We start from the raw sequence: 23,604 nt of genomic DNA on the forward strand, positions 1-23,604 counted from the left end.
TTTCCATTTGGTTTGGTGCGCGCTAATCACGCGTTCACGGATGGGCTTGCCGCCGACCATGGACAAGCCCGGCACAAAAATCAAATATGGGTCGAAGGATCGACCTACCGCGGTACCAAACCGGCGAAACAACGTGAAGAGGAAACCATGCAGTTCAAACACGTCACGCTCGACTTCGATGGATCGGTCGCGATCCTCAGGCTCGACCACCAGGAAGTCATGAACGCGGTCTCGATCGACATGCTGGGCGGGCTTGCCGAGGCGCTCGATGCGATCGACGACAAGCGCGACGAGGTGCGCTGCCTGGTGATCACGGGCGCAGGTCGCGCCTTCTGCACCGGTGCCAATTTGCAGGGCCGCAACCAGCAGAAGCCCGGCAAGAGCAATGCCGGCGCGGCGCTGGAGACCGCGTTCCATCCGTTCCTGCGCCGATTGCGTAAGCTGCACTGTCCGATCGTGACGGCGGTGAACGGGCCGGCCGCCGGCGCCGGCATGAGCTTCGCCCTGATGGGCGACCTCATCCTGTGCGCACGCTCGTCCTATTTCCTGCAGGCGTTCCGCCGCATCGGCCTGGTGCCGGATTGCGGCTCAACCTGGCTGTTGCCGCGGCTGATCGGCAAGGCGCGCTCGGTCGAGCTGTCACTGCTCGGCGAGCGGCTGCCGGCCGAGAAGGCGCTGGAGTGGGGTCTCGTCAACCGCGTCTATGACGACGCCGCGCTGATGGAAGAAACCATGAAGCTCGCGCACGATCTCGCCAACGGCCCGACGGTGGCGTTGTCGCTGATCCGAAAGCTCTATTGGGACAGCCCGGAAAATACCCTCGAGGATCAGCTCAATCTGGAATTCGAGTCGCAGCGCCTTGCCGGTAGCGCCGAGGATTTCAAGGAAGGTGTCACCGCATTCCTCGAGAAGCGGCCGGCGAAGTTCAAGGGCAAATGATCGAGACCGAACTCACCCGCTGCGTCGCCTCGTTTCATCCGGGCGCAACCGGCGTCACCGGTGCCGCAAAGCTCTCCGGCGGCGCCAGCCAGGAGACCTGGACGTTCGATATCGTGCACCCGAACGGCACTATCGGCGCGATCCTGCGCCGTGCGCCGCCGGGCTACGGTGCCGCGCCGGGCCGCGCCGCCGGCCTCGATGCCGAGGCGACGCTGATGCAGCTCGCGCATGACGCGGGCCTGCCATCGCCGAAGGTGATGCATGTCTTGAGGCCGGAGGACGGCCTTGGCCGCGGCTTCATCATGGCGCGGGTCGAGGGCGAGACCATCGCGCGGAAAATTTTGCGCGACGAGGAATTTGCCGGTGCACGGCCGATCCTCGCCCGCCAGCTCGGCCGCGTCATCGCCGGCATCCATGGCCTGCCGCAGGCCAAACTGCCGAAGCTGCGCAGCTTGACCGCAACCAGGGAGATCGAGGATCTCGCCCGCGAGTATCACAGCTTCAACTGGCCGCGGCCGGTGTTCGAGTTGGCGCTGCGCTGGCTGCGCGATCACGATCCCGGTCCGTCGTCCGAGACGACGCTGGTGCATGGCGATTTCCGCCACGGCAATCTGATCATCGGTCCCGACGGGGTGCGCGCGGTGCTCGACTGGGAACTCGCGCATACCGGCGACCCGATGGAGGACCTGGGGTGGATCTGCGTCAACTCGTGGCGCTTCGGCGAGATCGACAAGCCGGTCGGCGGTTTCGGCACACGCGAAGATTTGTTCGCAGGCTATGAGGAAGCCGGCCGCAAGGCCGACCCCGACCGCGTGATGTTCTGGGAAGTGATGGGCACGCTGCGCTGGGGTGTGATGTGCTGCGGCATGATGCAGCGCTTCCGAAGCGGCCCCGATCACTCGATGGAGCGCGCGATGATCGGGCGGCGCGCGTCGGAAACCGAGATCGATCTGCTTAGGCTACTCGCACCGAGAGGTCGTTGAGATGCAGGACGAACCGACACCCACCGAACTGATCAAGGCCGTCGCCGATTTCCTGCGCAGCGAGATCGCGCCCGCGATCAAGGGGCACAACGGCTTCAAGCTTCGCGTCGGGATCAACGCGCTCGATTTGGTGACGCGGCAGCTCGCGCTCGCCGAGGCCGGCGATGCGACCGAGGCCGCGCGGCTGAAGCAATTGCTGGGCACGGGCGGCACGCTGATGGAGCTGAACCGCGTGCTGTCGGAGAAGATCGCAGGTGGCGAGGTCGATCTGAAAACGCCGGGGCTATCGGAGCATCTCTGGCAGACCACGCTGGATAAGCTCGCCGTCGACCAGCCGAACTACGCGTCCTACAAGCGGGAACTGGAGACCAAGTAGGATGGGTAGAGCGCAGCGAAACCCATCAGAAGCGCGGATGACGCTGATGGGTATCGCGGCGCTCAACAGGTCGCGATACATCCGACGTCGTCCCGGCGAAGGCCGGGACTCACAAATATCGGGTGTTGCGCACGGCCGGAACGACGATCCCGTTCACAACACTGGCCGCGGAGTATGGGTCCCGGCCTGCGCCGGGACGACGACTGGACAGAGCGATTACCGCCCGAGCCACTTCGGCGGCCGCTTCTCCGAAAACGCCTTCGGGCCCTCGATGTAATCCTGTGAGGCGGCCATTGCCTTCACCGCCGGATAGTCGCGCTGCTCGGCCAGTGCCTGCTCCAGCGAGACTTCGAGGCCCTTCTGGATCGCCTGCTTGGAGGCGCGGATCGACATCGGCGAGTTCTTGGTGATGGTCTCGGCCCAGCGCTCGGCGGCTGCCAGCGCCTCGCCCTGCGGCACCACCTCGTTGACGAAGCCGAGCTCGAGGCCTTCCTTGGCGCTGACGTGGCGCGCGGTCAGGATCATGCCCATGGCGCGCTTCAGCCCGATCTGGCGCGGCAGCCGGTGCAGGCCGCCGGCCAGCGCAGCGAGGCCGACGCGCGGCTCGGGCAGGGCGAAGGTCGCATTCTGGGAAGCTATGATCAGGTCGCAGGCCAATGCGATCTCGAACCCGCCGCCCATCGCGACGCCGTTGACGGCGGCGATGATCGGCTTGTCGCAGTCGAAGCGGGTGGTGAGGCGGGCGAAGCCGCCCTTGTCCCAGCCGCGCTTGCCGCCGGCGGCCTGCCATTTCAGGTCGTTGCCGGCGCAGAACGCCTTGTCGCCGGCGCCGGTGACGATCGCGACCCACTGCTCGGGATCGGCGGAGAAGTCGTCGAACACCTTGTTGAGCTCGAAATGCGCGTCGATATGCAGCGCGTTGTAGACCTCGGGCCGCGACAGCGTCACGATGGTGATGGGACCCTTGCGCGTCACCTTGGAGAATTTCAGATCCATGTTTGCTCCCGTCGATTTTCTGCGGCGAAGAATATTGCTGATATCCTAGCGCCTGCGCGTCGTTCCGTGCCATCCAATTACGCAAGGCGACCGCGCGTGCAAGCCTCGCTCGCCTGCTTGACTTGGCGACAGGCTTCTCACCTTAATCGACCCGAACGCGGATGCGCGACAGCGTCTAGACGCAAAATCAGATTCAACAATATTTCCGGGAGAGACCGCCTTGGATTTCAATCTGCCGGCTGACCTGACAGCCTATCTCGCCGAGCTCGATCGCTTCATCGAACGCGAGATCAAGCCGCTGGAAGAGGCTGACGACAACATCCGCTTCTTCGACCATCGCCGTGAATGGGCGCGCACCGATTTCGACAAGGGCGGCCTGCCGCGCCATGAATGGGAGCTGTTGCTGCGCAAGGCCAAGAACCTGGCTGACGCCGCCGGCCATCTGCGTTTCGCGATCCCGAAGCGTTATGGCGGCAAGGACGGCTCCAACCTCTGGATGGCCGTCATCCGTGAACATTTTGCCTCAAAGGGTCTCGGCTTGCACAACGATTTGCAGAACGAGCACTCGATCGTCGGCAATCTGCCGATCGTGACCATGCTCGACCGCTACGGAACCGACGAGCAGAAGGCGATGATCGACGGCTCGATCACCGGCAAGTACCGCATCACGTTCGGTCTGACGGAGCCCGAGCACGGCTCGGACGCCACCCATATGGAAACCAAAGCGGTTCAGGCCACGCGCGACAACGTCAAGGGCTGGATCATCAACGGCGAAAAGATGTGGACGACAGGCATGCATGTCGCCACCCATTGCGCGCTGTTTGCCCGCACCTCGGGCAATGACGGCGACGCGCGCGGCATCACCTGCTTCCTGGTGCCGGCGAAATCGGCAGGCGTGAAGGTCGAGGAGTATATGTGGACCTTCAACATGCCGACCGACCATCCGCGGGTCAGCTTCACCGATGTGTTCGTGCCTGAGGATGCGCAGTTCGGCGAGGTCGGCCGCGGCCTGTCGCTGGCGCAATGCTTCGTGCATGAGAACCGCATCCGCCAGGCGGCGAGCTCGCTCGGCGCTGCGGTCTACTGCATCAATGAGAGCGTGAAATATGCCCGCGAGCGCAAGCCGTTCGGCAAGGCGCTGGCCGAGAACCAGGCGATCCAGTGGCCGCTGGTCGAGCTTGCGACCCAGGCCGAGATGTTGCGGCTATTAATCCGCAAGACCGCCTGGGAGATGGATCAACTGACCCAGGCACAGGTCGAGCACACGCTGTCCGACCGGGTCTCGATGTGCAATTTCTGGGCAAACCGTCTGTGTTGCGAAGCCGCCGACCGCGCGATGCAGGTGCATGGCGGCATGGGCTATTCGCGCCACAAGCCGTTCGAGCACATCTACCGCCATCACCGTCGCTATCGCATCACGGAAGGCAGCGAGGAAATCCAGAAGCGCAAGGTAGCGGGCTTCCTGTTCGGCTACATGGGAGCCGGCAAGCACTAACGCAGAGGAGGCGGCATGAGCATCGAAGGTGGATGCACCTGCAGAAACGTCCGCTACCGCCTGACCGGCAGGCCGCTGATCGTGCACGCCTGCCACTGCACCTGGTGCCAGCGCGATACCGGCACGGTGCACGCGCTGAATGCGATGTACGAGGCCGAGCGGGTCGAGCACATCGCGGCCGAGCCCGAGATCGTTGACACGCCGTCGGCGAGCGGCAAGGGGCAGAAGATCGCGCGCTGCCCCATCTGCAAGGTCGCGGTGTGGAGCAATTATCCGGGCGCGGGACCGGCGGTGCGCTTCGTCCGCGTCGGCACACTGGACGATCCGAGCCAGTGCCCGCCGGATGCGCACATCTTCACATCTTCGAAGCAGCCTTGGGTGACCTTCCCGCCGGGCGTGAAAGTGTTCCCCGAGTATTACGATCGGAAAGAGGTCTGGCCAAAAGAGGCGCAGGAGCGGTGGCGCACGATGCGGGAGAAGATGAAGAAGACGTGATGACTCTCTCCATCGTCGTCCCGGCGAAGGCCGGGACGACAGAGGAGGCTAATTCACCTGCCGGTCCTTGCCCGCCCAATACGGTTCACGCAGGCTCCGCCGCAGGATCTTGCCCGACGGGTTGCGCGGCAGCGCCGGGATGAAGTCGACCGATTTCGGCGTCTTGTAGCCGGCGATCCGCTCGCGCGTGAAGTTGATGATGTCGGCCGCGGTCGCGGCTTTTCCCGGCTTCATCACCACCACCGCCTTCACCGCCTCGCCCCATTTGTCGTCGGGAATGCCGATCACAGCGGCCTCCGCCACGTCGGGGTGGTCGCACAGCGCGCTCTCGACCTCGGCTGGATAGATGTTTTCGCCGCCGGAGATGATCATGTCCTTGATGCGGTCATGGATGTAGAGGTAGCCGTCCTTGTCCATGTAGCCGGCATCCCCGGTGCGCAGCCAGCCGTCGCTGTCGATGGTGCGCGCGGTGGCTTCGGGCAGATTCCAGTAGCCGGCCATGTTGGAGCCGGAGCGGGTGGCGATCTCGCCGACTTCGCCCGGCGGCAGCGGCTTGCCGTCAGGATCGAGGATCGCAAGCTCGATGCCGGGCAACGCCTTGCCGGCCGAGCGCATGCGGTCGAGCCCCTCGATGTGATCCTCCGGCGGCAGCGCGACGATGGTGCCGGTGGTCTCGGTCATGCCGTACATCTGCACGAAGCCGCATTTGAAGACCTCGATGCATTCCTTCAGCAACGCCGCCGGAATCGGGGAGGCGCCATAGAGCATGTATTTCAGGCGGGAGAAGTCGACCTGCCGCGCGCGCGGCTGCCGCACCACGAACTGCATCGCCGCCGGCACCATGAACAGCTTTGTGATGCCGGACTGCTCGAAGAAGTCGAGCACCTTGGTCGGGTCGAACTCGCGCGCGATCACGCCGCGGGCGCCGTGATAGAGCCCCATCACGCCCCAGCCGGAGCCGCCGATGTGGAAGATCGGCATCGCGACCAGCGAGACGTCGTCGGTGGTCCAGCGGTTCCATTCCGGCTTCTCGGCCTCGTTGCCGCTCTGCACCAGATTGAGAAAATTGGCGTGCGACAGCATCGCGCCTTTCGGCTTGCCGGTCGTGCCGGAGGTGTAGAGCTGGATCGCGATGTCCTTCGGCTCGATCGCAACCTGCGGGTCGTCGCCGCCCTGCGCATCGCGCCACGCGACGAAGTCGGGCCATTCCGGCGCGCCGCCCTCGGTCGTGATGATGGTGCGGACGCTCGGCAGCTTGTCGCGGATGGTGCGCGCCTGCGTGATGAATTCGGGGCCGACGAACAGCACGGGGGCCCTGCAGTCATCGACGATGAAGGCGACCTCGGGGCCCGCGAGGCGCCAGTTCACCGGCGCCATCACCACACCGGCCTTCATCGCGCCCATCAACAGCTCGAAATAGAAGTCGCTGTTCTTGCCGAGATAGGCGATGCGCTCGCCCTTCTTGACGCCCATCGCGATCAGCGCGTTGGCGACGCGGTTGGTCTTGATGTCGAACCCGGCGAAGGAGGTTTGCCGTCCCTCGAATTCATAGGCCAGCGCAGCGCCGCGGCTTTTGGCGCGCTCGCGCACCATGTCGGCAAGGTTGGTCAGTTTCGGCGCGTCGGACATGTTTTCCCCCGTGACGTCTTGTTTTGGTTGCGCCGAGTGTGGCGGCATCGCGCGGGAAAAACAATATGGGGTGTATGGGCGCGATCTTTCAACACGGTCGTCCCGGCGCAGGCCGGCAACTGTTATGTCGGCTTGGTCTGCAGGTAGGGCTTTCTGTCGCGCATCATGGCGTTGAGGACCGTTAGGAGCTTCCTGGCAACGGCAATGAGAGCGAGCTTGGCTGGTTTGCCGACCTGTCGCAGCCGCGCGTAGAAGGCCTTGAATGGATCGGCCCGACGAACCGCGTTCAGAGCCGCCATATAGAGGGCGTCACGAACGCGCTTTCGGCCGCCGGCGATCTTGCGTTTTCCACGGAAGGCGCCGCTGTCGACGTTGAAGGGGGCAAGGCCCGCGAGCGCGGCGATCTGCTTCGCTCCAACATGTCCAAGTTCCGGCATCTTCGCGATCAGCTGCATGCAAGCCACGGGACCCACGCCCGGCAGTGAGCGCATCAACCGCGCATCGTCCGCGATCTCCGGCTCGGCCTTGGTCAATGCGTTGATATCGGCCTCGATCTCGGCGATCTCGCCGTCGAGAACCTCAACGAGCCGACTGATCCGTTCGGCCATGGCGCAGTCGTCGGCCTCGCTGCGCCGGTTCTTCTCCTGCGCGCGCATGAGAACCAGTTGGTCCCGCCGTTTTGCAAGCCCTGCCAAAGCGTTGCGGGCGGGATTGGCGGCCCGCTCGGTTGCCGGCTGCATGACCCGGCCAAAGGCCGCCAGCATCCGTGCATCGATCGGATCGGTTTTGGCAAGTTGGCCGCTGGCCCGCGCAAAATCGCGAGCTCGAGCCGGATTGATCCGAGCGAAGCGGACACCGGCCTGGCTTAGGGCCTCGCGAAGCGCGAGATCATAGGCGCCCGTGGCCTCGAAGACGACCAGCGCATCGCATCGCCAACGCGCCACCTGCTGTGTGATGGCCTGTGCCGCGTTGGCGATGCGCCTGGACACGCCGTCAGCTTCATCAAAGATATCGAGATGCTTCTTGGAGACGTCGATTCCGACATAACGAGGGGGTATGATCACGGTGCCTGTCCCTGTGATGCGAGGTCTGTTGGCGCAGCCTCGTGCAACTGTTCAGGTTGGTAATGGAACGGGCGGGAGGCCGAGCCGGCTCACGGCGTCAAGCGCCAAGGACCCAACGGCTTCCCGCCCAACCCATCCTGACAGACTTCCAAGACACAGGGACCCATAACCACGAATGCTCATGTGGCACGACGCTGAGGCCACAGCGTACGCAAATGCGCACATCTGTGGTTATGGATCCCTGCTTTCGCAGGGACGACAGTTGAGGTTGGGGCACGACGTTGGGGCCGCAGCGTGCGCAATCGCGCACAGCGGTGGTTATGGGTCCTCGCTTTCGCCAGGAGGACGACAGTGGTTGAAGCGCGAGCTGTTGCTTCAGCCCCGCGCCGCGCGATCCTTCTCGTTCTGCGCCTTGATCGACTCGCGCGCCTTGGTCCAGTCGTCGTCGCTCCAGTCGCGGAGCTGATAGAAGTTGCCGCCCATCGCGAGCGCCTGCGCGCCGTCCATGGCGATGGTCTCGCCGTTGATCCAGTCGCAGCCGCCGGAGATCAGGAACACCGCGAGGTTCTGCAACTCCTCCATGGTGCCGACGCGGCCCATCGGGTTCATCGCCTTGGTCCGTGCACCGGCCTCGTCGCCTGGCTTGATGCGCTTGCTCATGCCTTCCGTCGGAATCTCGCCGGGCGCGATGGTGTTGAGGCGGATGCCGTGACGGCCCCATTCGATCGCAAGCGACATGGTCATGGCGTGGATTGCCGACTTGCTCATCGCCGATGGCACCACGTAGGGCGAGCCATTGCGCACCCAGGTCACGGTGATCGACACCACGTTGCCACGGTGGCTGCCGGCGATCCAGCGCCGGCCCACCGCGTGCGTCACGTAGAAGGTGCCGTGCATCACGATGTTGGCGACCGCATCGAAGCCGCGCGGCGACAATTCTTCCGAACGCGAGATGAAATTGCCGGCGGCGTTGTTGATGAGATCGGTGAGCGGACCGCTGGTGGTCCAGATCGCCTCGATCATCTCGTCGACTGCCATCGCGTTGCGGATATCGACGCCGTGGCTGACCACGCGCCCGCCATGCTCGGCCATCAGCTCGGTGGCGGTTTCGTCGCAGACGCTCTTGCGGCGGCCGCAGATATGCACCTCCGCCCCGAGCTGCAGGAACCGTGAGGCCATGGCCTTGCCCAGACCGGTGCCACCACCGGTTACCAGTATGCGCCGCCCGGCAAGAAGCTGATCAGAGAACATCGTTTCCTCCACGGGGGTTGTCAGTTAATTGGTCGATTGACTAAAAGCGGACAACGGCCTTTCTGTAAAGCGCCAACAAGGAACAGCGGAGGAGATTTCAATGGAAGATCGCGTTTCGATATCGATTTCGGACGGTATCGCCGATGTCCGCCTAGTGCGGGCGGACAAGATGAACGCGCTCGACGCTGCGATGTTCGAGGCATTGGTGGCCGCAACCGACCGACTTTCCAGGGAAAAAGCCGTTCGGGTGGTGGTGCTGTCCGGCGAGGGCCGGGCATTCTGCGCCGGGCTCGACATGGGCCGGTTCGCCGCCATGAAGGACGGCGGTAACGGGGTGCCGGGCGGCGAGAAGCGCGATCTCACCATTCGCACCCACGGCAAGGCCAATTTCCCGCAGCAGGCGGTCTGGGGCTGGCGCCAGCTTCCGGTGCCGGTGATTGCCGCGGTTCACGGCGTCGCGTTCGGCGGTGGCTTGCAGCTCGCGCTCGGCGCCGACATGCGCTTCCTCTCGACCGATGCGCGGATGTCGATCATGGAAATCAAATGGGGCCTTGTGCCCGACATGGCGGGCACGCCGATCCTCGCGAGCCTCGTGCGCGACGACATCCTGCGCGAGCTCACCTATACCGGCCGTATCTTCTCGGCGCAGGAGGCTCAAGGTTACGGCCTTGCCACCCGCGTCTGCGACGACCCGCGTGCTGCGGCGCTCGAGGTCGCGCGCGAGATCGCCGGCAAGAGCCCCGATGCGATCCGTGCCGCCAAGCGCATGCTGAACAATCTGTCGGTCGACCCGGCGGCCGCACTGCTCGCGGAATCGGTCGAGCAGCAGAAATTGCTCGGCAGCCCGAACCAGACCGAATCCGTGCGCGCCAATCTGGAGAAGCGCGCGCCAAGGTTTGCGGATGCGGGGTAACGACCGCAGTCATTCCGGCGCGATGCGCAGCATCGAACTATGGTGCGCAATTGCGGACCGGAGAATCTCGAGATTCCGGGTTCGCGCTCTGCGCGCCCCGGAATGACATTTAACCCGACGAAAGATCGGACAACGACAATGGAAACGTCCCAGCCCTTCCTCGGCATCGTCAGCGGCGGTCGCCGGCGCGATCACGCTGCGGTGGCCGAGCGCGCCGAGCGTATTGCCAGCGGCCTCAACGAGCTCGGCGTCAAGCCGGGCGACAGCGTCTGCATGCTGATGCGCAACGACATCGCCTTCATCGAGGCTGCCTATGCCGCGATGCGGCTCGGCGCCTATGGCGTGCCGATCAACTGGCACTTCAAGCCGGAGGAGATCAACTACGTGCTGACGGATTCCGGCACGCGCGTCCTGATCGGTCATGCCGACATGCTGCATCCGCTGCGCGGCGCGATCCCGCCCGGCGTCATCGTGCTCAGCGTGCCGACGCCGCCGGAAATCCTCGCCAACTACAAGATCAATCCCGACCATCTGGCGACACCGGATTTCGCGATCGATTTCGAAGCCTGGCTCGCGCAATTCCCGCGCTATGACGGCCCGGTGGTGCCGCAGCCGCAGAACATGATCTACACCTCGGGCACGACGGGCCATCCGAAGGGCGTGCGCCGCTTCGCGCCGACGCCGGAGCAGACCGCCAATGCGGAAGCAATGCGCGCGATGATCTACGGCCTGAAGCCCGGTGCACGTGCGATCCTGCCGGGACCGCTCTACCATTCCGCGCCGAATTCGTTCGGGCTGCGTTCGGGCAAGCTCGGCGGCGCGCTGGTGCTGATGTCGCGCTTCGATGCGGAGGAGTTTCTGCAGCTGATCGCGCGCGAGCGGATCGACACCATCTTCATGGTGCCGACGATGTTCATCCGCCTGATGAAGCTGCCCGAGGAGGTGCGCCGGAAGTACGACATGTCGTCGTTGCGCCACATCATCCATGCCGCCGCGCCGTGTCCGCCCGACGTCAAGCGCGCCATGATCGAATGGTGGGGGCCGGTGATCTACGAGTTCTACGGCTCGACCGAGTCAGGTGCGGTGACTTTCGCCAATTCCGAGGACGCGCTGAGGAAGCCCGGCACGGTCGGAAAGATCTCGCCCGGCGCCGAGCTGCGCTTCATCGGCGACGACGGCAAGGAGGTGCCGCAGGGACAGATCGGCGAGATCTATTCTCGGATCAAGGGCAATCCCGATTTCACCTATCACAACAAGTCGGAGAAGCGCGCCGAGATCGACCGGCAGGGATTCATCACCTCGGGTGATGTCGGCTATATCGATGCCGACGGCTACGTCTTCATCTGCGATCGCAAGCGCGACATGGTGATCTCGGGTGGCGTCAACATCTATCCGGCCGAAATCGAAGCGGTGCTGCATGCCGTCCCCGGCGTGCACGACTGCGCGGTGTTCGGCATTCCCGATGCCGAGTTCGGCGAGGCGCTGATGGCGGTGGTCGAGCCGCAGCCAGGCGTCGTGCTCGACATCGCTTCCGTCCGCGCCCAGCTCAAGACCGCGCTCGCCGATTACAAGGTGCCCAAGCACATCGAGATCCAGACCAACCTGCCGCGCGAGGATTCCGGAAAGATCTTCAAGCGCCGGCTGCGCGATCCCTATTGGGAGCGGGCGGGGCGGAGAATCTAGGCCGCAAAACTCGACGTCGTCCCGGCCTACGCCGGGACGACGTCGGTGGATGTGTGCACCGCCACCAAGTTCATCTTGCGCTGCGGCAAAAAAAGCGCACACTCGGGAGGAGCCGGGCAGCCTCTGGAGTAGCCAAGCCATGTCTCCCCAGGTAATGCCTCCCCAGACCATGCCGTCCGAGGCGGAAATCCGCGCAAAGCGTGCCGCAGAGGCCAGCCTTCTGGAAGCGACCGCGCAGGAGGAGGATGCGCGGCTCCGGAACGACATCCGCCTCCTGGGGCGCGTTCTCGGCGACACCGTGCGCGACCAGGAAGGGGCCGATGTGTTCGATCTGGTCGAGCGCATCCGCCAGACCTCGGTTCGGTTCCATCGCGACGAGGACAAGCTGGCGCGGCGGGAGCTGGAGGGCATCCTCGACGGCATGTCGATTGCCGAGACGCTGCAGATCGTCCGCGCCTTCAGCTATTTCTCCCACCTCGCCAACATCGCCGAGGACCAGAACAACATCCGCCAGATGCGCAGCCACGGGCCGAGCGGGGCACCGCGGCCGAGCACGCTGGAACAGACGCTGGTGCATGCCCGTCAGGCCGGCATCAGCCCGGCCGATCTGCGCAGCTTCTTCAAGAGTGCACTGGTCAGCCCGGTATTGACCGCGCATCCGACCGAGGTCCGCCGCAAGAGCACGATGGACCGCGAGATGGAGATCGCCGATCTGCTCGACCGCCGCGAGCGGTTGCAGATGACGCCGGACGAGAGCGAGGCCAGCGACGAGCAGCTTCGCCGTGCCGTGGTGACGCTGTGGCAGACCAATCTGCTGCGCCGGACCAAATTGACCGTCCTCGACGAGGTCGCCAACGGCCTGTCGTTCTACGACTACACCTTTCTGCAGGAGGTGCCGCGGCTGCATTGCGCGCTGGAGGACCGCTTGAACAAGGAGGGCGGCGAGGCCGGAGAACTCGCATCCTTCCTCAGGATGGGAAGCTGGATCGGCGGCGATCGCGACGGCAATCCCTTCGTCACCGCGGAGGTGATGCGCGGCACGCTGCGCCTGCAGTCGAGCCAGGCGCTCAACTTCTACCTCGAGGAGCTGCATGCGCTTGGCGCCGAATTGTCGCTGGCGGCGCATCTCGCTGACGTCTCGGACGAGTTGCGGAGCCTCGCCGAGCGTTCGCCCGACACCTCACCGCATCGCAGCGGCGAACCGTATCGTCTAGCCGTTTCGGGCATCTATGCGAGGCTTGCGGCGACGGCCTCTCGGCTCGAGGTCGAGACCACGCGGCCGCCGGTCGGCAAGGCCGAGCCGTACGCGACCGTGAAGGAGTTCCAGGCCGATCTCGACGTGCTCAACCGCTCGCTGATCGCGAACAATTCCAGCGTGATCGCGCGCGGCCGGCTGCGGCTGTTGCGGCGGGCGGTGGATTGCTTCGGCTTCCATCTGGCGCGGCTCGACATCCGCCAGAACTCGGCGGTGCACGAGCGCACCATCGCCGAACTGTTCGACACCGTCAATCCGGGGATGTCCTATCTGGCGCTCGGCGAGGACGCCCGCGTCAGCCTGCTGCTCGGCGAGCTGCGCAATGCGCGGCCGCTGGCCTCGCCCTTCGTGAAATATTCCGAGGAGACCCAGAGCGAGCTCGCCGTGTTCCGGGCCGCGGCCGAGGCGCATGCCAAATTCGGCCCCGAGGTGATCTCCCAGTACATCATCTCGATGTGCCAGGGCATGTCCGACATGCTCGAGGTCGCGGTGCTGCTGAAAGAGGTCGGGCTCGTCAATCCGTCCGGCCGCAGCGCCATCAACATCGTGCCGCTGTTCGAAACCATCGAGGATCTGCAGGCCTCCAGCGGCATCATGGATCGCATGCTGGTGCTGCACGACTATCGTAAGTTGGTCGACAGTCTCGGCAGCGCGCAGGAGGTGATGCTCGGCTATTCCGACAGTAACAAGGATGGCGGCTTCGTCACCTCGGGTTGGGAACTCTACAAGGCAGAGATCGGCCTGGTCGAGGTGTTCGAGCGTCACGGCGTGCGCTTGCGCTTGTTCCACGGCCGCGGCGGTTCGGTCGGCCGCGGCGGCGGCCCTAGCTATGACGCGATCATCGCGCAGCCCGGCGGCGCCGTGAACGGCCAGATCCGCATCACCGAGCAGGGCGAGATCATCTCGTCGAAATATTCCAATGCCGAGGTCGGCCGCAGCAATCTGGAGATACTCGCGGCTGCAACGCTGGAAACCAGCCTGCTGCAGCCGCGGCAGAGCGCGCCGCGCCCCGAATATCTCAAGGCGATGGAGGAGATTTCCGCGCTCGCCTTCAAGGCCTATCGCGGCCTCGTCTATGAGACCGAAGGCTTCGCCGATTATTTCTGGGGCTCGACCGTCATCAACGAGATCGCGACGCTGAACATCGGCAGCCGCCCGGCCTCGCGCAAGAAGACCCGCGAGATCGAGGACCTGCGCGCCATTCCGTGGGTGTTCTCCTGGGCGCAATGCCGGCTGATGCTGCCGGGATGGTATGGTTTCGGCAGCGCGGTCGAGAGCTGGATATCAGAGCATCCGGAGCAGGGCATGGCGTTCCTGCAGGAACTCTATCGGGAATGGCCGTTCTTCCGCACGCTGCTCTCCAACATGGATATGGTGCTGGCGAAGAGCTCGATCGCGATCGCCTCGCGCTATGCTGAACTGGTGCCTGACGTCGCGTTGCGCGAGAAGATTTTCGGCCAGATCCGCCGCGAATGGCACCTGTCGATCGAGACGCTGCTCGACATCATGGGGCATGACCGGCTGCTGCAGGGCAACCCGCTGCTGGAGCGCGGCATCCGCAACCGCTTCCCTTACATGGATCCGCTCAATCACGTGCAGGTCGAGCTGTTGAAGGAGTATCGCGCGCAGAATCCGGACGAGCAGGTGCTGCGCGGGATTCAGATTACGATCAACGGGATTTCGGCGGGGCTGAGGAATAGCGGCTAGCTACGCTGTCGTCCCGGCGAAGGCCGGGACCCATAACCACGACCGGGAGTGTCGTGAACGATGTGGGCCCCAGCTTTCTTACAACCAACTGTAGTGGTAATGGGTCCCGGCCTTCGCCGGGACGACGGTTAGATCAGCAGTTATGTGCGCCCTTCGTCTCCACATAAACCGCGTAGAGCGACTGGCTTGCCGTCATGAACAGGCGGTTGCGCTTCTTGCCGCCGAAGGTGAGGTTGGCGCAAGTCTCCGGCAGCAGGATCTGGCCGATCCGCTGGCCGTCGGGCGCGAACACCTGCACGCCGTCATAGCCCGGTCCGACCCAGCCGGCGCCGACCCAGATATTGCCGTCGACGTCGACACGCAGGCCGTCCGGGAAGCCTGACTTGCCGTCCAGCGTCATGTCGATCAGCGTGCGCGGGTTGGAGAGCTTGTCGCCGTTGAGGTCGTACTGCCAGACGATGTTCTTAGCATTCGGATAGTGCGTAGTGCCGGTGTCGCAGACATAAACCTTCTTGTAGTCGTGGCTGAAGGCGATGCCGTTCGGCTTGAACGGCTCGTCGGCGACCTTGGTGATCTGGCCGGTCGCAGCGTCGATGCGATAGACGGCTTCCTTCTGGTAAGGCTGCTTCGATCCGGTGTTGGCCAGCTGGCCCTCATAGATCGAGATCGCGCCATAGCCGGGATCGGTGAACCAGATCGACTTGTCGTTGGGATGCACGACCATGTCGTTCGGCCCGTTGAGCTGCTTGCCATTGGCCTGCTCCGCCAAGGGCGTGACGGTTCCGTCGTGCTCGTAGCGCACCAGGCGTGTGCGCTCGGCGGTGATCTGGCGGCCCTCGAAATCGAAGGTCGAGCCGTTGGCCTCGTTCGACGGCTTGTGGAATTGCTCGGAGATGTGGCCGTCATCATCGAGATAGCGCAACTGCCGGTTGGCCGGGATATCGCTCCAGACCAGATACTGGCCCTGCGCGTTCCAGGCCGGACCCTCCGCCCACAGGCAGCCGGTGTAGAGCCGCTTGATCGCGGTGTTGCCGACCTTGGCCTTGAAGCGCTTGTCGTCGATCACGACGATGTCCGGATCGGGATAGCGCTGCGGCTCAGCGTTGGAACCGAAGTCGCGCGCTGCGGCATCGGATGTCGCCATCGCGGTGGCAGCAAGCACGGTTGCGCCGCGCAAGATTGTCCGACGGTCGAATGCCTTCGCACCGTCGCCCTCATGTTTCTGAATGTTGCTTGGATTTGTCACGAAAGTCCTCCCAGGCTTTTTTGTTATCGGGAGGACGATCATACCCCCGCAATTCTGGCACAATGCGGGCACGCCATGATGAAACAACCAAAGAGTGTGTCGCCCCCGCTGTTTCGCGGAGGCGACGATTTCATAAAACTGTCAGATCGGATCGGAAGATCAGATCAAATTCAGATCGGATCCCAGGTGAAGACGTCGGCCGAGCGGTCGAGCTTGGCGAACGATCCCTTCAGCGCCGGCATGCCGTGTTCGGCAATGGTCTCGGGCGTCCAGCCTTCGCCACGATGAACCGAGCGCACCGGACGATGCTGGCCGAACAGGAAGATCTCGTTCATGCGCACGCCGAAGATCTGTCCGGTGACGTCCTTGGCCGCGTCCGAGAGCAGATAGGCGCAGACCGGAGCGATCTTCTCCGGCCCCATCTGCTTGATCTTCTCGACGCGCGCCTTCTCGGCATCGGTCTCGGTCGGGATGGTGCCGATCATGCGGGTCCAGGCGAACGGCGACACGCAGTTCGAGCGCACGTTGAAGCGGCCCATGTCGAGCGCAATCGATTTCGACAGGCCGACAATGCCGAGCTTGGCGGCGGCGTAGTTGGCCTGGCCGTAATTGCCGATCAGGCCGGAGGTCGAGGTGAAGTGCACGAACGAACCGGATTCCTGCTCGCGGTAGATGCGCGCCGCGGCGTGGCTGACATAGAACGAGCCCATCAGGTGCACCTTGATGACGGCCTCGAACGCCTCCACGCTCATCTTGTGGAAGATCATGTCGCGCAGGATGCCGGCATTGTTGACGACGCCGTCGAGCCGGCCGAAATGGTCGGTCGCGGTCTTCACGATCTTGCTGGCGGGGATGGCTTCCGCGACCGACTCGAAATTTGCAACCGCAGTGCCGCCGCGCTTCTTGATCTCCTCGACCACCTCCTCGGCGGGCGCGGCACTCGTGCCGGCGCCATCGGCGGCGCCGCCGGGATCGTTGACCACGACCTTGGCGCCTTCCGCCGCGCAGAGCAGTGCGATCTCGCGGCCGATGCCGCGGCCCGCGCCGGTGACGATGATGACTTTGTCCTGCAGTGATTTTGCCATGTCGGTTCTCCTGGTTGGGACCGTCATTCCGGGGCGCACGAAGTGCGAACCCGGAATCTCGAGATTCCGGGTCTGGTCCTTCGGACCATCCCGGAATGACGGAGGTTGTTACTTCTCGTTCGTAAAGATGATCGTGCCACTTGCGGCGAACATGCCGCCGACGCCGTGGCAGACCGAGATCTTCGCGTTCGGCACCTGCGCCGGCGCGATGCCGCGCATCTGCCGTACGCTCTCCTGCAGCGCGTACATGCCGTACATGCCGGAGTGCATGTAGCTGAGGCCGCCGCCATTGGTGTTGAGCGGCAGCTTGCCGCCGGGGCGGGTGTTGCCGTCGGCGATGAACTTGCCGGTCTCCTCGTACGGCATGAAGCCGAGGTCGCCGAGGCCGTAGAGCGGCAAATGCGCGAAGGCGTCGTAGATCATCAGATGATCGACGTCCTTGTGTGTGATGCCGGCCTCCTTGAAGGCCAGGGGACCCGCCACCTTGAAGGCGCGCGACGAGTCGAACGTCTTCATCTGGCTGACCATCGGCGTCTCCACGCTCTCGCCGGTGCCTGATATGTAGACCGGCTTGTTCGGGAAATCCTTGGCGCGGTCGGCCGAGGTGAGGATCAGCGCGCCGCCGCCGTCGGTGACGAGGCAGCATTGCAGCAGCCGGAACGGATAGGCGATCATCCGCGAGTTCAGGACGTCGGCGACGGTGATCGGATCCTTCATGGTCGCGCGCGGATTCTTCGCCGCCCATTCGCGCTGCACGACGGCGACCATTGCAAGCTGCTCATGCGTGATGCCGTGCGTCTTCATGAAGCGCAGCACGGGAATCGGGAACATGCTCGGTGGCCCGTAGACGCCGAACGGTGCCTCGAACTGCCCGTTGAGGCTGTCGGCCGGCGTGAAGCGCGGCTGCTTGCCGATCATCGACTTGCCGCTCTCGGCATGGGTGATCAGCACGGTCTTGCAGAGGCCGGCCTCGATCGCGGCGGCGGCGTGGCGGACATGCAGCATGAAGGAGCAGCCGCCGACCGAGGTGCCGTCGACCCAGGTCGGCGTGATGCCGAGATAGTGCGCCATCTGCTGCGGGGTCTCGACCGCGGTGGCGAACCCGTCGATGTCCGACAGCTTCAGGCCGGCGTCCGCGATCGCATTCAGCGCCGCGTCCGCGTGCAGCTGGATCTGCGACATGTTCGGGATGACGCCGAGTTCGGTTGTTTCGGCCGCGCCGACGACGGCAACCTGGTTCCTGCGCATCACATTACCCCTTTGCCGGACGGAACAAAGGAAGGGTGATCTTGTCGTCGAGCGCCTCGAAGGCGACCTCGAGCGGCATGTCGAGTTCGAGCGCTTCCGGCGTCTGCGGACAATCGATGACGTTGCTCATCATGCGCGGGCCCTCGTCGAGCTCGACCACGGCGATCGCGTAAGGCGGCGTGAAGCCGGGCGCGGCCGGACGGTGGTTGATGACGTAGCTGTAGAGCTTGCCCTTGCCGCTGGCCTTGAAGATCGAGACCTTGCGCGAGGCGCAGGAGGGGCAGAACGGACGCGGCGGAAAGTAGACATTGGCGCAGGCATCGCAGCGCTGCAGGCGCAGCTCGCCGGCCTTGGTGCCATCCCAGAAATGCTGGGTCTCCGGTGTCGGCTTTGGTTTCGCGCGCGCGGGCTCGGCCATGTCTGATGTCTCCTCCCGAAATCGTTACAGTCTTGATGCGACATTGAACCAAGGCCCGTCAACGGTCCATCCATGCTCCGCGCAGCGGCCTGTGTCCCGCGCATGCCGCATATTCCGCCCCTCGCACAATTGCTAAGGCCGCGATGCTTGTGTCGCTCCGATCCGGCGCGTAGAAGGGCCGCGTCCAAGATGCGTCCAAGACACGTTCAAGATAGCCGGGAGGAACATATCATGCTGAGGATCATCGGCGCGGCACTCGCTGCCAGCCTCGCATTTGCCACGCAGGCGATGGCCGCCGACGCACCGTCGGAGATCAAGATCGGCACGCTCTATGCGTCGTCGGGGCGCTACGCCTCGATTTCGATGCCGGTCTACAGCTCGCTAAAATTGTGGGTCGAACAGAAGAACGCCGAGGGCGGCGTGTTCGTGAAGGCGTTCGACAAGAAGATCCCGATCAAGCTCGTCTCCTATGACGACCAGAGCAACACCGCGACCGCCTCGACGCTTTATAATCAGCTCGTCACCCAGGATAAGGTCGATCTCCTGGTCGCCGATTCCGGATCGGTGCTGACGGCGCCCGCGGTTGCGATCGCGCGCGATCACAAGATGTTCCTGTTCGACCAGACCGGCACCGGCGCGAGCTTCTTCTCCAAGGACAATCCCTACATCGCGCTGATGGCCGATCCGGTGTCGACGGTGTGGCCGAAGCCGGTCGCCGACTTCATCAGCCATGACGGCCCTGGCCTCGGCATCAAGAAGGTCGCGATCCTCTATTCGACCAACGAGTTCACCGGCACCCAGGCCAACGCGTTCCGCAAGTTCGTCAAGGAGTCCGGCGCGCCGATCGAGATCGTCTATGACCAGGGCGTTCCGACCGAGACCACCAACTACAACGTCATCATCAACAACATCAGCAACGCCAATCCGGACGCGGTGATCCATTTTGGCTATGCGCCGAACGACATCGCCTTCCTGCGTAACGTCCAGGACGTCGGCACCAAGTTCAAGATGCTGTTCGCGATCTATGCCGGCCTCGAGACCGAGTTGCTCGAGAAGAATGTCGGCGCCAAGGGCCTCGAACACATCTGGACCTATGTGCCGCCGTCCGAATTGGACTATCCCGTCAATTTCGGGATGAACATGAAGGATTTCCGCGCCGCCTGGACCAAGAAGTACAACGACGGCAAGATGGAGTTCGGCTTCAACGCGGTGGCCGGCTACACCACGGCGCTGGTGATCGAGAAGACGCTGTCGGTTGCGACCAGCCTCGACCAGATGGAGCTGCGCCGCGCGGTGTTCTCGCTCAGCGGCCAGCTCAAGACGCTGGACGGCACCTTCGCGCTGGATGAGACCGGTGGTCAGATCGGCGAACTGACGCCGCTCGGCCAGCTCACGGTCGACGAGCACGACCACATCAAGTTCGTCTCGATCTATCCGCACGAGACCGCCACCGGCAAGCCGATCTATCCGGCGCCGTGATGCAGGTGAGTGCGGCAGGCGTAACCTTCGGCGGCGAGCGGTAGCATGACCTATGCGCTCGTTGCCGGCGTGCTGTTCGGGCTGTACTTCAGCCTGGTCGGTATCGGTCTCAATCTCGTGTTCGGCGTCATGCGCATCGTCAACCTTGCGCATGGCGACATCCTGATGCTCGGCGCTTTCATTGCGCTCGGCGTGGTCGGCCTCGCCGGCATCGACCCGCTGTTCGCGGTGCCGCTCGCCTTCGTGGTGTTCGTGCTGGTGGGCGTGCTGCTGTACTGGGTGCTGGTGCCGCGGCTGCAGGGCTCGGCCAATCCGGAAATGCTGTCGATCATCCTGTTCTTCGGCCTGTCGCAGGTGATCGAAGCCGTCACCACGATCTTCGCCGGCACCAGCGAGCGTTCGATCCAGAGCCGGCTGCTCGGCACCGTGTTCACGACCATCAAGGTGAAGTGGTTCGGCGGCAAGGCGGGCGGCGCAGGGCCGATCCAGATCTTCGGCCAGGGCTTTCCCGCACCCTGGGTGATCGCGGCCATCACCAGCCTGATCGCGATCGCGCTGGTCTACCTCTACCTCTACCACACCCGGCTCGGCACCCTGACCCGCGCGGTGATGTCACGGCGCGACGAGGCATTGGCGACCGGCATCGATGTCGATCGCGTCTCGGCGGCGGCGTTCGGTATCGGGCTCGGCATCGCGGCGGTCGCCGGCGTGTTCGCGCCCTTCATGTTCGGCTCGGTGACGCCGGCGTTCGGCGCCGACGCGACCGTGACGTCGTTTGCGATCGTCGTGCTGGGTTCGCTCGGCAATCCACTCGGCACCGCGCTCGGCGGTGTCGTCTACGGCCTGTGCTACATGCTGGTGCAGACCTATCTCAGTTCCTGGGCCGACTTGCTGCCCTATGTGTTGTTGATCGTGATCCTGTTGTTGCGTCCGAGCGGTCTGCTCGGAAGGCGGGTGCGCGTTGCATAACGCCTCGAAACACCTGCTGTTCATCCTTGCGCCGCTGGTGGTGGTGTTCGCACTGCTGCCCGGCGTCTATCAAAACCATCTGCTGCTGTTCAACTTCGTGATCTTCCTGATCCTCGCGCAAGGCGTGAACATCATCTATGGCTTCACCGGCTATCTGCCGTTCGGCTATGTCGGCTTCTTCGGCGCCGGCGCCTATGGCTTCGCCATCATGGTGATGCATCTGCATACACCGGCGCCGCTCGCCGTGCTGGTCGGCGGCGTCGTGGCGGTTGCGCTCGGCCTGCTATTGACGCCGCTGCTGCGGCTGTCGGGTGCGTATTTCGCGATCGCCAATCTCGCGGCCTCGCTCGCGGTGCTGCACTTCGTCGCCAATCCGGCGCTGGAGGGCATCACCAAGGGGCCCTACGGCGTGTCGCTCACCGGCACGTTCAACCCGAGCCATGCGTATTATGCCGCGGTCGTCGTGATGGCGCTGACCGTCGGCGCAGTGGTCTATCTGAAGAACTCGCCGTTCGGGCTGGCGCTGCAGGCTGTGCGCGAGGACGCGGTGTCGGCCTCGATGGCCGGCGTCAATATCGTGAAGATGCGGGTGATTGCCTGGCTCGCCTCGGCGCTGGTGGCCGGCCTCGCCGGCGGCATCTACGCCTGGTACGTCTCGGTGTTCTATCCGGACAACGTGTTCTCCGGCGAATTCTCGATCTTCGCGATCGTGTTCGCGCTGTTCGGCGGCGTCGCCACCATCACCGGACCGATCGTCGGCGTGCTGATCCTCTACGGCATCTACAATCTGATCGGCTTCACCACGCCGCAATATTTCCAACTGATCTATGGCCTTCTGATCATGGGCCTGGTGCTGTTCCTGCCCGCAGGACTGGTGTCGCTGGCAACCCGCAGGGGGTGGCATGTCCCCTGAGAAAACCCCGATCCTTGAGGTCTCGAAGCTGGTCAAGCGCTTCGGCGGCTTCCACGCACTCGATGGCCTCAGCTTTCACGTCGTGCCGGGCGAGATCCTGGGCCTCGTCGGCCCGAACGGCTCCGGCAAGACCACGGCGATCAATGTGATCTCCGGTCTCTATGCGCCTGATGGCGGCGAGGTCGTGTTCGACGGCGCGTCCGCCGGCGGCGTCGCCTCGCACAAGCTCGTTCATCGCGGCATCAACCGCACCTTCCAGGTGCCGAAGCCGTTCCTGTCGCTCACGGTGCGCGAGAACATCCAGGTGGCGCTGGCCTATGGCGGCGCGACCGGTGCGCCGTCGATCGCCGAACTGCTCGAGGATTTCAGGCTGAAGGAGGTCGCCGACCGTCCGGCCGCCGATCTCAACAGCGCACAGCAGAAGATGCTCGATCTGACCCGTGCGCTCGCCACGCGGCCGCGGCTGCTGCTGCTCGACGAACTCGCGGCCGGCCTCAACCCGGCAGAGCTCGACTGGATCGCTGGCCGCATCAAGGCCTTGGCCGCGACCGGCATGGCGATCATCGTGGTCGAGCATCTGATGGGCTTCATCGAGCAGATCACCGACCGCGTCATCGTGCTCAATGCGGGCAGGGAGCTCTTCGAGGGCACGCTGGCGACCGCGGTACGCGAGCCGCAGGTGATCGAGGTATTTTTGGGAGGCGAGCATGCCCACTGATGCGGTGCCGCTTCTGGACACGAGGGGCGTCGATGCCGGCTACGGCACCATGCAGGTGCTGTGGGGCGTCGATCTCGACGTCCGCCCCGGCGAGACCGTGCTGCTGCTCGGCGCCAACGGCGCGGGCAAGACCACGTTCCTGAAGTCGCTGGTCGGCCTGATCGAAGCCCGCAGCGGCCACATCAAGCTCGGCAGTGAGGACATCACCAGGATGCGCTCGTCGGACCGCATGAAGCGCGGCATGACCTACATGTCGGAGCTTGCGGTGTTTCCCGACCTGTCGATCGAGGAGAACATCCGCGTCGGCGCGCAGGCGCTGGGCCATGCCGATCCGGGGGCGCGGGTCGACGAACTGTACGGCCTGTTCCCGGTGCTGCGCGACAAGCGCCGCGACCCCGCATCCAGCCTGTCCGGCGGCCAGCGCAAGATGCTCGGCATCGCCAAGGCGCTGTCGGCCGAGCCGAAGCTGCTGGTGATGGACGAGCCTTCGGCCGGGCTGTCGCCGCTGTTCGTCAAGGAGGTGCTGCGCGCCTTGTCGAGCCTGCAGGGCCGCGGACTGGCACTCTTGATCGCTGAGCAAAATATCGGTTTTCTTGAGATTGCCACCCGCGTATTCGTGCTGGAAGGCGGGCGGATCCGCTTCTCCGGCACGGTTGCCGAGATGAGCGGCAATGAAGAGCTGCACCGCGCCTATTTCGGGCTGAAGTGATGCGAGGTGAGGGGCCGGCGGGCTGGAAATCGG

21 protein-coding genes are annotated in these 23,604 nt (G+C 64.3%); 13 read left to right on the forward strand and 8 right to left on the reverse strand.

Annotated features, from left to right (window positions below):
• The first annotated feature begins 147 nt into the window (after positions 1 to 147).
• Genes QA639_RS15185 through QA639_RS15195 form a run of 3 tightly spaced genes read left to right on the forward strand, consistent with a single transcriptional unit; the run spans position 148 to position 2,298 of the window.
• A complete protein-coding gene (locus QA639_RS15185; RefSeq protein ID WP_018270541.1) occupies positions 148 to 939 on the forward strand; it encodes an enoyl-CoA hydratase/isomerase in 792 nt (263 codons plus the stop codon).
• Complete coding sequence (locus QA639_RS15190) at positions 936 to 1,922, forward strand: phosphotransferase family protein (protein WP_028331768.1); 987 nt, start codon at positions 936 to 938, stop codon at positions 1,920 to 1,922. The genes QA639_RS15185 and QA639_RS15190 overlap by 4 nt, the downstream gene beginning before the upstream one ends.
• 1 nt (position 1,923) lies before the next feature.
• Positions 1,924 to 2,298, forward strand: a complete 375-nt coding sequence (locus QA639_RS15195; RefSeq protein ID WP_157348305.1) for a DUF6285 domain-containing protein — start codon at positions 1,924 to 1,926, stop codon at positions 2,296 to 2,298.
• Positions 2,299 to 2,514: 216 nt separating this feature from the next.
• Here the strand turns inward: QA639_RS15195 and QA639_RS15200 are convergent, their stop codons facing one another.
• Entirely contained in the window at positions 2,515 to 3,294 is a 780-nt protein-coding gene (locus QA639_RS15200) for an enoyl-CoA hydratase-related protein (RefSeq protein WP_283090152.1), read from the reverse strand.
• Positions 3,295 to 3,514: 220 nt separating this feature from the next.
• On the opposite strand from QA639_RS15200, the gene QA639_RS15205 reads away from it, so the two are divergent.
• The gene (locus tag QA639_RS15205; protein WP_050386051.1) at positions 3,515 to 4,789 is read left to right on the forward strand and encodes an acyl-CoA dehydrogenase family protein; all 1,275 of its coding nucleotides are present in this window, start codon (positions 3,515 to 3,517) and stop codon (positions 4,787 to 4,789) included.
• Positions 4,790 to 4,804: 15 nt separating this feature from the next.
• Positions 4,805 to 5,284, forward strand: coding sequence for a GFA family protein (locus QA639_RS15210; protein WP_157348307.1), 480 nt, complete (start codon positions 4,805 to 4,807; stop codon positions 5,282 to 5,284).
• Positions 5,285 to 5,332: 48 nt separating this feature from the next.
• Here QA639_RS15210 and QA639_RS15215 read toward each other — a convergent pair whose 3' ends face one another.
• From QA639_RS15215 to QA639_RS15225, 3 genes are all read right to left on the reverse strand, one after another.
• A complete protein-coding gene (locus QA639_RS15215; RefSeq protein WP_283090153.1) occupies positions 5,333 to 6,913 on the reverse strand; it encodes a fatty acid--CoA ligase in 1,581 nt (526 codons plus the stop codon).
• A gap of 122 nt (positions 6,914 to 7,035) precedes the next feature.
• Positions 7,036 to 7,977, reverse strand: a complete 942-nt coding sequence (locus QA639_RS15220) for an IS110 family RNA-guided transposase (protein ID WP_283089054.1) — start codon at positions 7,975 to 7,977, stop codon at positions 7,036 to 7,038.
• A gap of 375 nt (positions 7,978 to 8,352) precedes the next feature.
• Positions 8,353 to 9,228 carry an SDR family oxidoreductase gene (locus tag QA639_RS15225; protein ID WP_157348147.1) on the reverse strand — a complete coding sequence of 292 codons (876 nt, stop codon included), beginning with the start codon at positions 9,226 to 9,228 and terminating at the stop codon, positions 8,353 to 8,355.
• A 100-nt stretch (positions 9,229 to 9,328) separates the two neighbouring features.
• Between QA639_RS15225 and QA639_RS15230 the strand changes: the two genes are divergently transcribed.
• The 3 genes from QA639_RS15230 (at position 9,329) to ppc (ending at position 14,786) form a co-directional block, all read left to right on the forward strand.
• Positions 9,329 to 10,141, forward strand: a complete 813-nt coding sequence (locus QA639_RS15230; RefSeq protein WP_028331761.1) for a crotonase/enoyl-CoA hydratase family protein — start codon at positions 9,329 to 9,331, stop codon at positions 10,139 to 10,141.
• Positions 10,142 to 10,279: 138 nt separating this feature from the next.
• Positions 10,280 to 11,824, forward strand: a complete 1,545-nt coding sequence (locus tag QA639_RS15235; protein ID WP_157348148.1) for an acyl-CoA synthetase — start codon at positions 10,280 to 10,282, stop codon at positions 11,822 to 11,824.
• A 154-nt stretch (positions 11,825 to 11,978) separates the two neighbouring features.
• Positions 11,979 to 14,786, forward strand: coding sequence for a phosphoenolpyruvate carboxylase (ppc, locus tag QA639_RS15240; RefSeq protein WP_283090587.1), 2,808 nt, complete (start codon positions 11,979 to 11,981; stop codon positions 14,784 to 14,786).
• Positions 14,787 to 14,919: 133 nt separating this feature from the next.
• Here the strand turns inward: ppc and QA639_RS15245 are convergent, their stop codons facing one another.
• From QA639_RS15245 to QA639_RS15260, 4 genes are all read right to left on the reverse strand, one after another.
• Complete coding sequence (locus QA639_RS15245) at positions 14,920 to 16,032, reverse strand: SMP-30/gluconolactonase/LRE family protein (RefSeq protein ID WP_283090154.1); 1,113 nt, start codon at positions 16,030 to 16,032, stop codon at positions 14,920 to 14,922.
• A 170-nt stretch (positions 16,033 to 16,202) separates the two neighbouring features.
• Entirely contained in the window at positions 16,203 to 17,117 is a 915-nt protein-coding gene (locus QA639_RS15250) for an SDR family oxidoreductase (RefSeq protein WP_018270553.1), read from the reverse strand.
• A gap of 108 nt (positions 17,118 to 17,225) precedes the next feature.
• Positions 17,226 to 18,365, reverse strand: a complete 1,140-nt coding sequence (locus QA639_RS15255) for a thiolase C-terminal domain-containing protein (protein ID WP_157348149.1) — start codon at positions 18,363 to 18,365, stop codon at positions 17,226 to 17,228.
• 4 nt (positions 18,366 to 18,369) lie between these two features.
• Positions 18,370 to 18,783 (reverse strand): Zn-ribbon domain-containing OB-fold protein, encoded by a 414-nt coding sequence (locus tag QA639_RS15260; RefSeq protein WP_283090155.1) that lies wholly within the window; start codon positions 18,781 to 18,783, stop codon positions 18,370 to 18,372.
• 231 nt (positions 18,784 to 19,014) lie between these two features.
• On the opposite strand from QA639_RS15260, the gene QA639_RS15265 reads away from it, so the two are divergent.
• From QA639_RS15265 to QA639_RS15285, 5 genes are read left to right on the forward strand one after another with little or no spacing between them, the layout of a single operon-like run.
• Complete coding sequence (locus tag QA639_RS15265) at positions 19,015 to 20,262, forward strand: amino acid ABC transporter substrate-binding protein (protein WP_028331755.1); 1,248 nt, start codon at positions 19,015 to 19,017, stop codon at positions 20,260 to 20,262.
• 45 nt (positions 20,263 to 20,307) lie between these two features.
• Complete coding sequence (locus tag QA639_RS15270; protein ID WP_050386056.1) at positions 20,308 to 21,231, forward strand: branched-chain amino acid ABC transporter permease; 924 nt, start codon at positions 20,308 to 20,310, stop codon at positions 21,229 to 21,231.
• On the forward strand, positions 21,224 to 22,144 hold the full coding sequence (locus tag QA639_RS15275) for a branched-chain amino acid ABC transporter permease (protein WP_050386057.1): 921 nt from the start codon (positions 21,224 to 21,226) through the stop codon (positions 22,142 to 22,144). Before QA639_RS15270 ends, QA639_RS15275 begins: the two co-directional genes overlap by 8 nt.
• The gene (locus QA639_RS15280; RefSeq protein ID WP_283090156.1) at positions 22,134 to 22,862 is read left to right on the forward strand and encodes an ABC transporter ATP-binding protein; all 729 of its coding nucleotides are present in this window, start codon (positions 22,134 to 22,136) and stop codon (positions 22,860 to 22,862) included. The genes QA639_RS15275 and QA639_RS15280 overlap by 11 nt, the downstream gene beginning before the upstream one ends.
• A complete protein-coding gene (locus QA639_RS15285; protein ID WP_283090157.1) occupies positions 22,852 to 23,571 on the forward strand; it encodes an ABC transporter ATP-binding protein in 720 nt (239 codons plus the stop codon). The genes QA639_RS15280 and QA639_RS15285 overlap by 11 nt, the downstream gene beginning before the upstream one ends.
• Positions 23,572 to 23,604: the final 33 nt, after the last annotated feature.

It is taken from the genome of Bradyrhizobium pachyrhizi (assembly GCF_029714545.1).
Taxonomy (GTDB): Bacteria; Pseudomonadota; Alphaproteobacteria; order Rhizobiales; family Xanthobacteraceae; genus Bradyrhizobium; species Bradyrhizobium pachyrhizi.

Excerpts from the sequence above, each read along its gene's own strand:
- QA639_RS15195 (WP_157348305.1), top strand. The coding sequence starts at position 1,924 with ATGCAGGACGAACCGACACCCACCGAACTGATCAAGGCCGTCGCCGAT.
- QA639_RS15260 (WP_283090155.1), bottom strand. The coding sequence starts at position 18,783 with ATGGCCGAGCCCGCGCGCGCGAAACCAAAGCCGACACCGGAGACCCAG.
- QA639_RS15250 (WP_018270553.1), bottom strand. The coding sequence starts at position 17,117 with ATGGCAAAATCACTGCAGGACAAAGTCATCATCGTCACCGGCGCGGGC.
- QA639_RS15285 (WP_283090157.1), top strand. The coding sequence starts at position 22,852 with ATGCCCACTGATGCGGTGCCGCTTCTGGACACGAGGGGCGTCGATGCC.
- QA639_RS15265 (WP_028331755.1), top strand. The coding sequence starts at position 19,015 with ATGCTGAGGATCATCGGCGCGGCACTCGCTGCCAGCCTCGCATTTGCC.
- QA639_RS15185 (WP_018270541.1), top strand. The coding sequence starts at position 148 with ATGCAGTTCAAACACGTCACGCTCGACTTCGATGGATCGGTCGCGATC.
- QA639_RS15255 (WP_157348149.1), bottom strand. The coding sequence starts at position 18,365 with ATGCGCAGGAACCAGGTTGCCGTCGTCGGCGCGGCCGAAACAACCGAA.
- QA639_RS15200 (WP_283090152.1), bottom strand. The coding sequence starts at position 3,294 with ATGGATCTGAAATTCTCCAAGGTGACGCGCAAGGGTCCCATCACCATC.
- QA639_RS15215 (WP_283090153.1), bottom strand. The coding sequence starts at position 6,913 with ATGTCCGACGCGCCGAAACTGACCAACCTTGCCGACATGGTGCGCGAG.
- QA639_RS15235 (WP_157348148.1), top strand. The coding sequence starts at position 10,280 with ATGGAAACGTCCCAGCCCTTCCTCGGCATCGTCAGCGGCGGTCGCCGG.
- QA639_RS15280 (WP_283090156.1), top strand. The coding sequence starts at position 22,134 with ATGTCCCCTGAGAAAACCCCGATCCTTGAGGTCTCGAAGCTGGTCAAG.
- QA639_RS15230 (WP_028331761.1), top strand. The coding sequence starts at position 9,329 with ATGGAAGATCGCGTTTCGATATCGATTTCGGACGGTATCGCCGATGTC.
- QA639_RS15210 (WP_157348307.1), top strand. The coding sequence starts at position 4,805 with ATGAGCATCGAAGGTGGATGCACCTGCAGAAACGTCCGCTACCGCCTG.
- QA639_RS15225 (WP_157348147.1), bottom strand. The coding sequence starts at position 9,228 with ATGTTCTCTGATCAGCTTCTTGCCGGGCGGCGCATACTGGTAACCGGT.
- ppc (WP_283090587.1), top strand. The coding sequence starts at position 11,979 with ATGCCTCCCCAGACCATGCCGTCCGAGGCGGAAATCCGCGCAAAGCGT.
- QA639_RS15190 (WP_028331768.1), top strand. The coding sequence starts at position 936 with ATGATCGAGACCGAACTCACCCGCTGCGTCGCCTCGTTTCATCCGGGC.
- QA639_RS15270 (WP_050386056.1), top strand. The coding sequence starts at position 20,308 with ATGACCTATGCGCTCGTTGCCGGCGTGCTGTTCGGGCTGTACTTCAGC.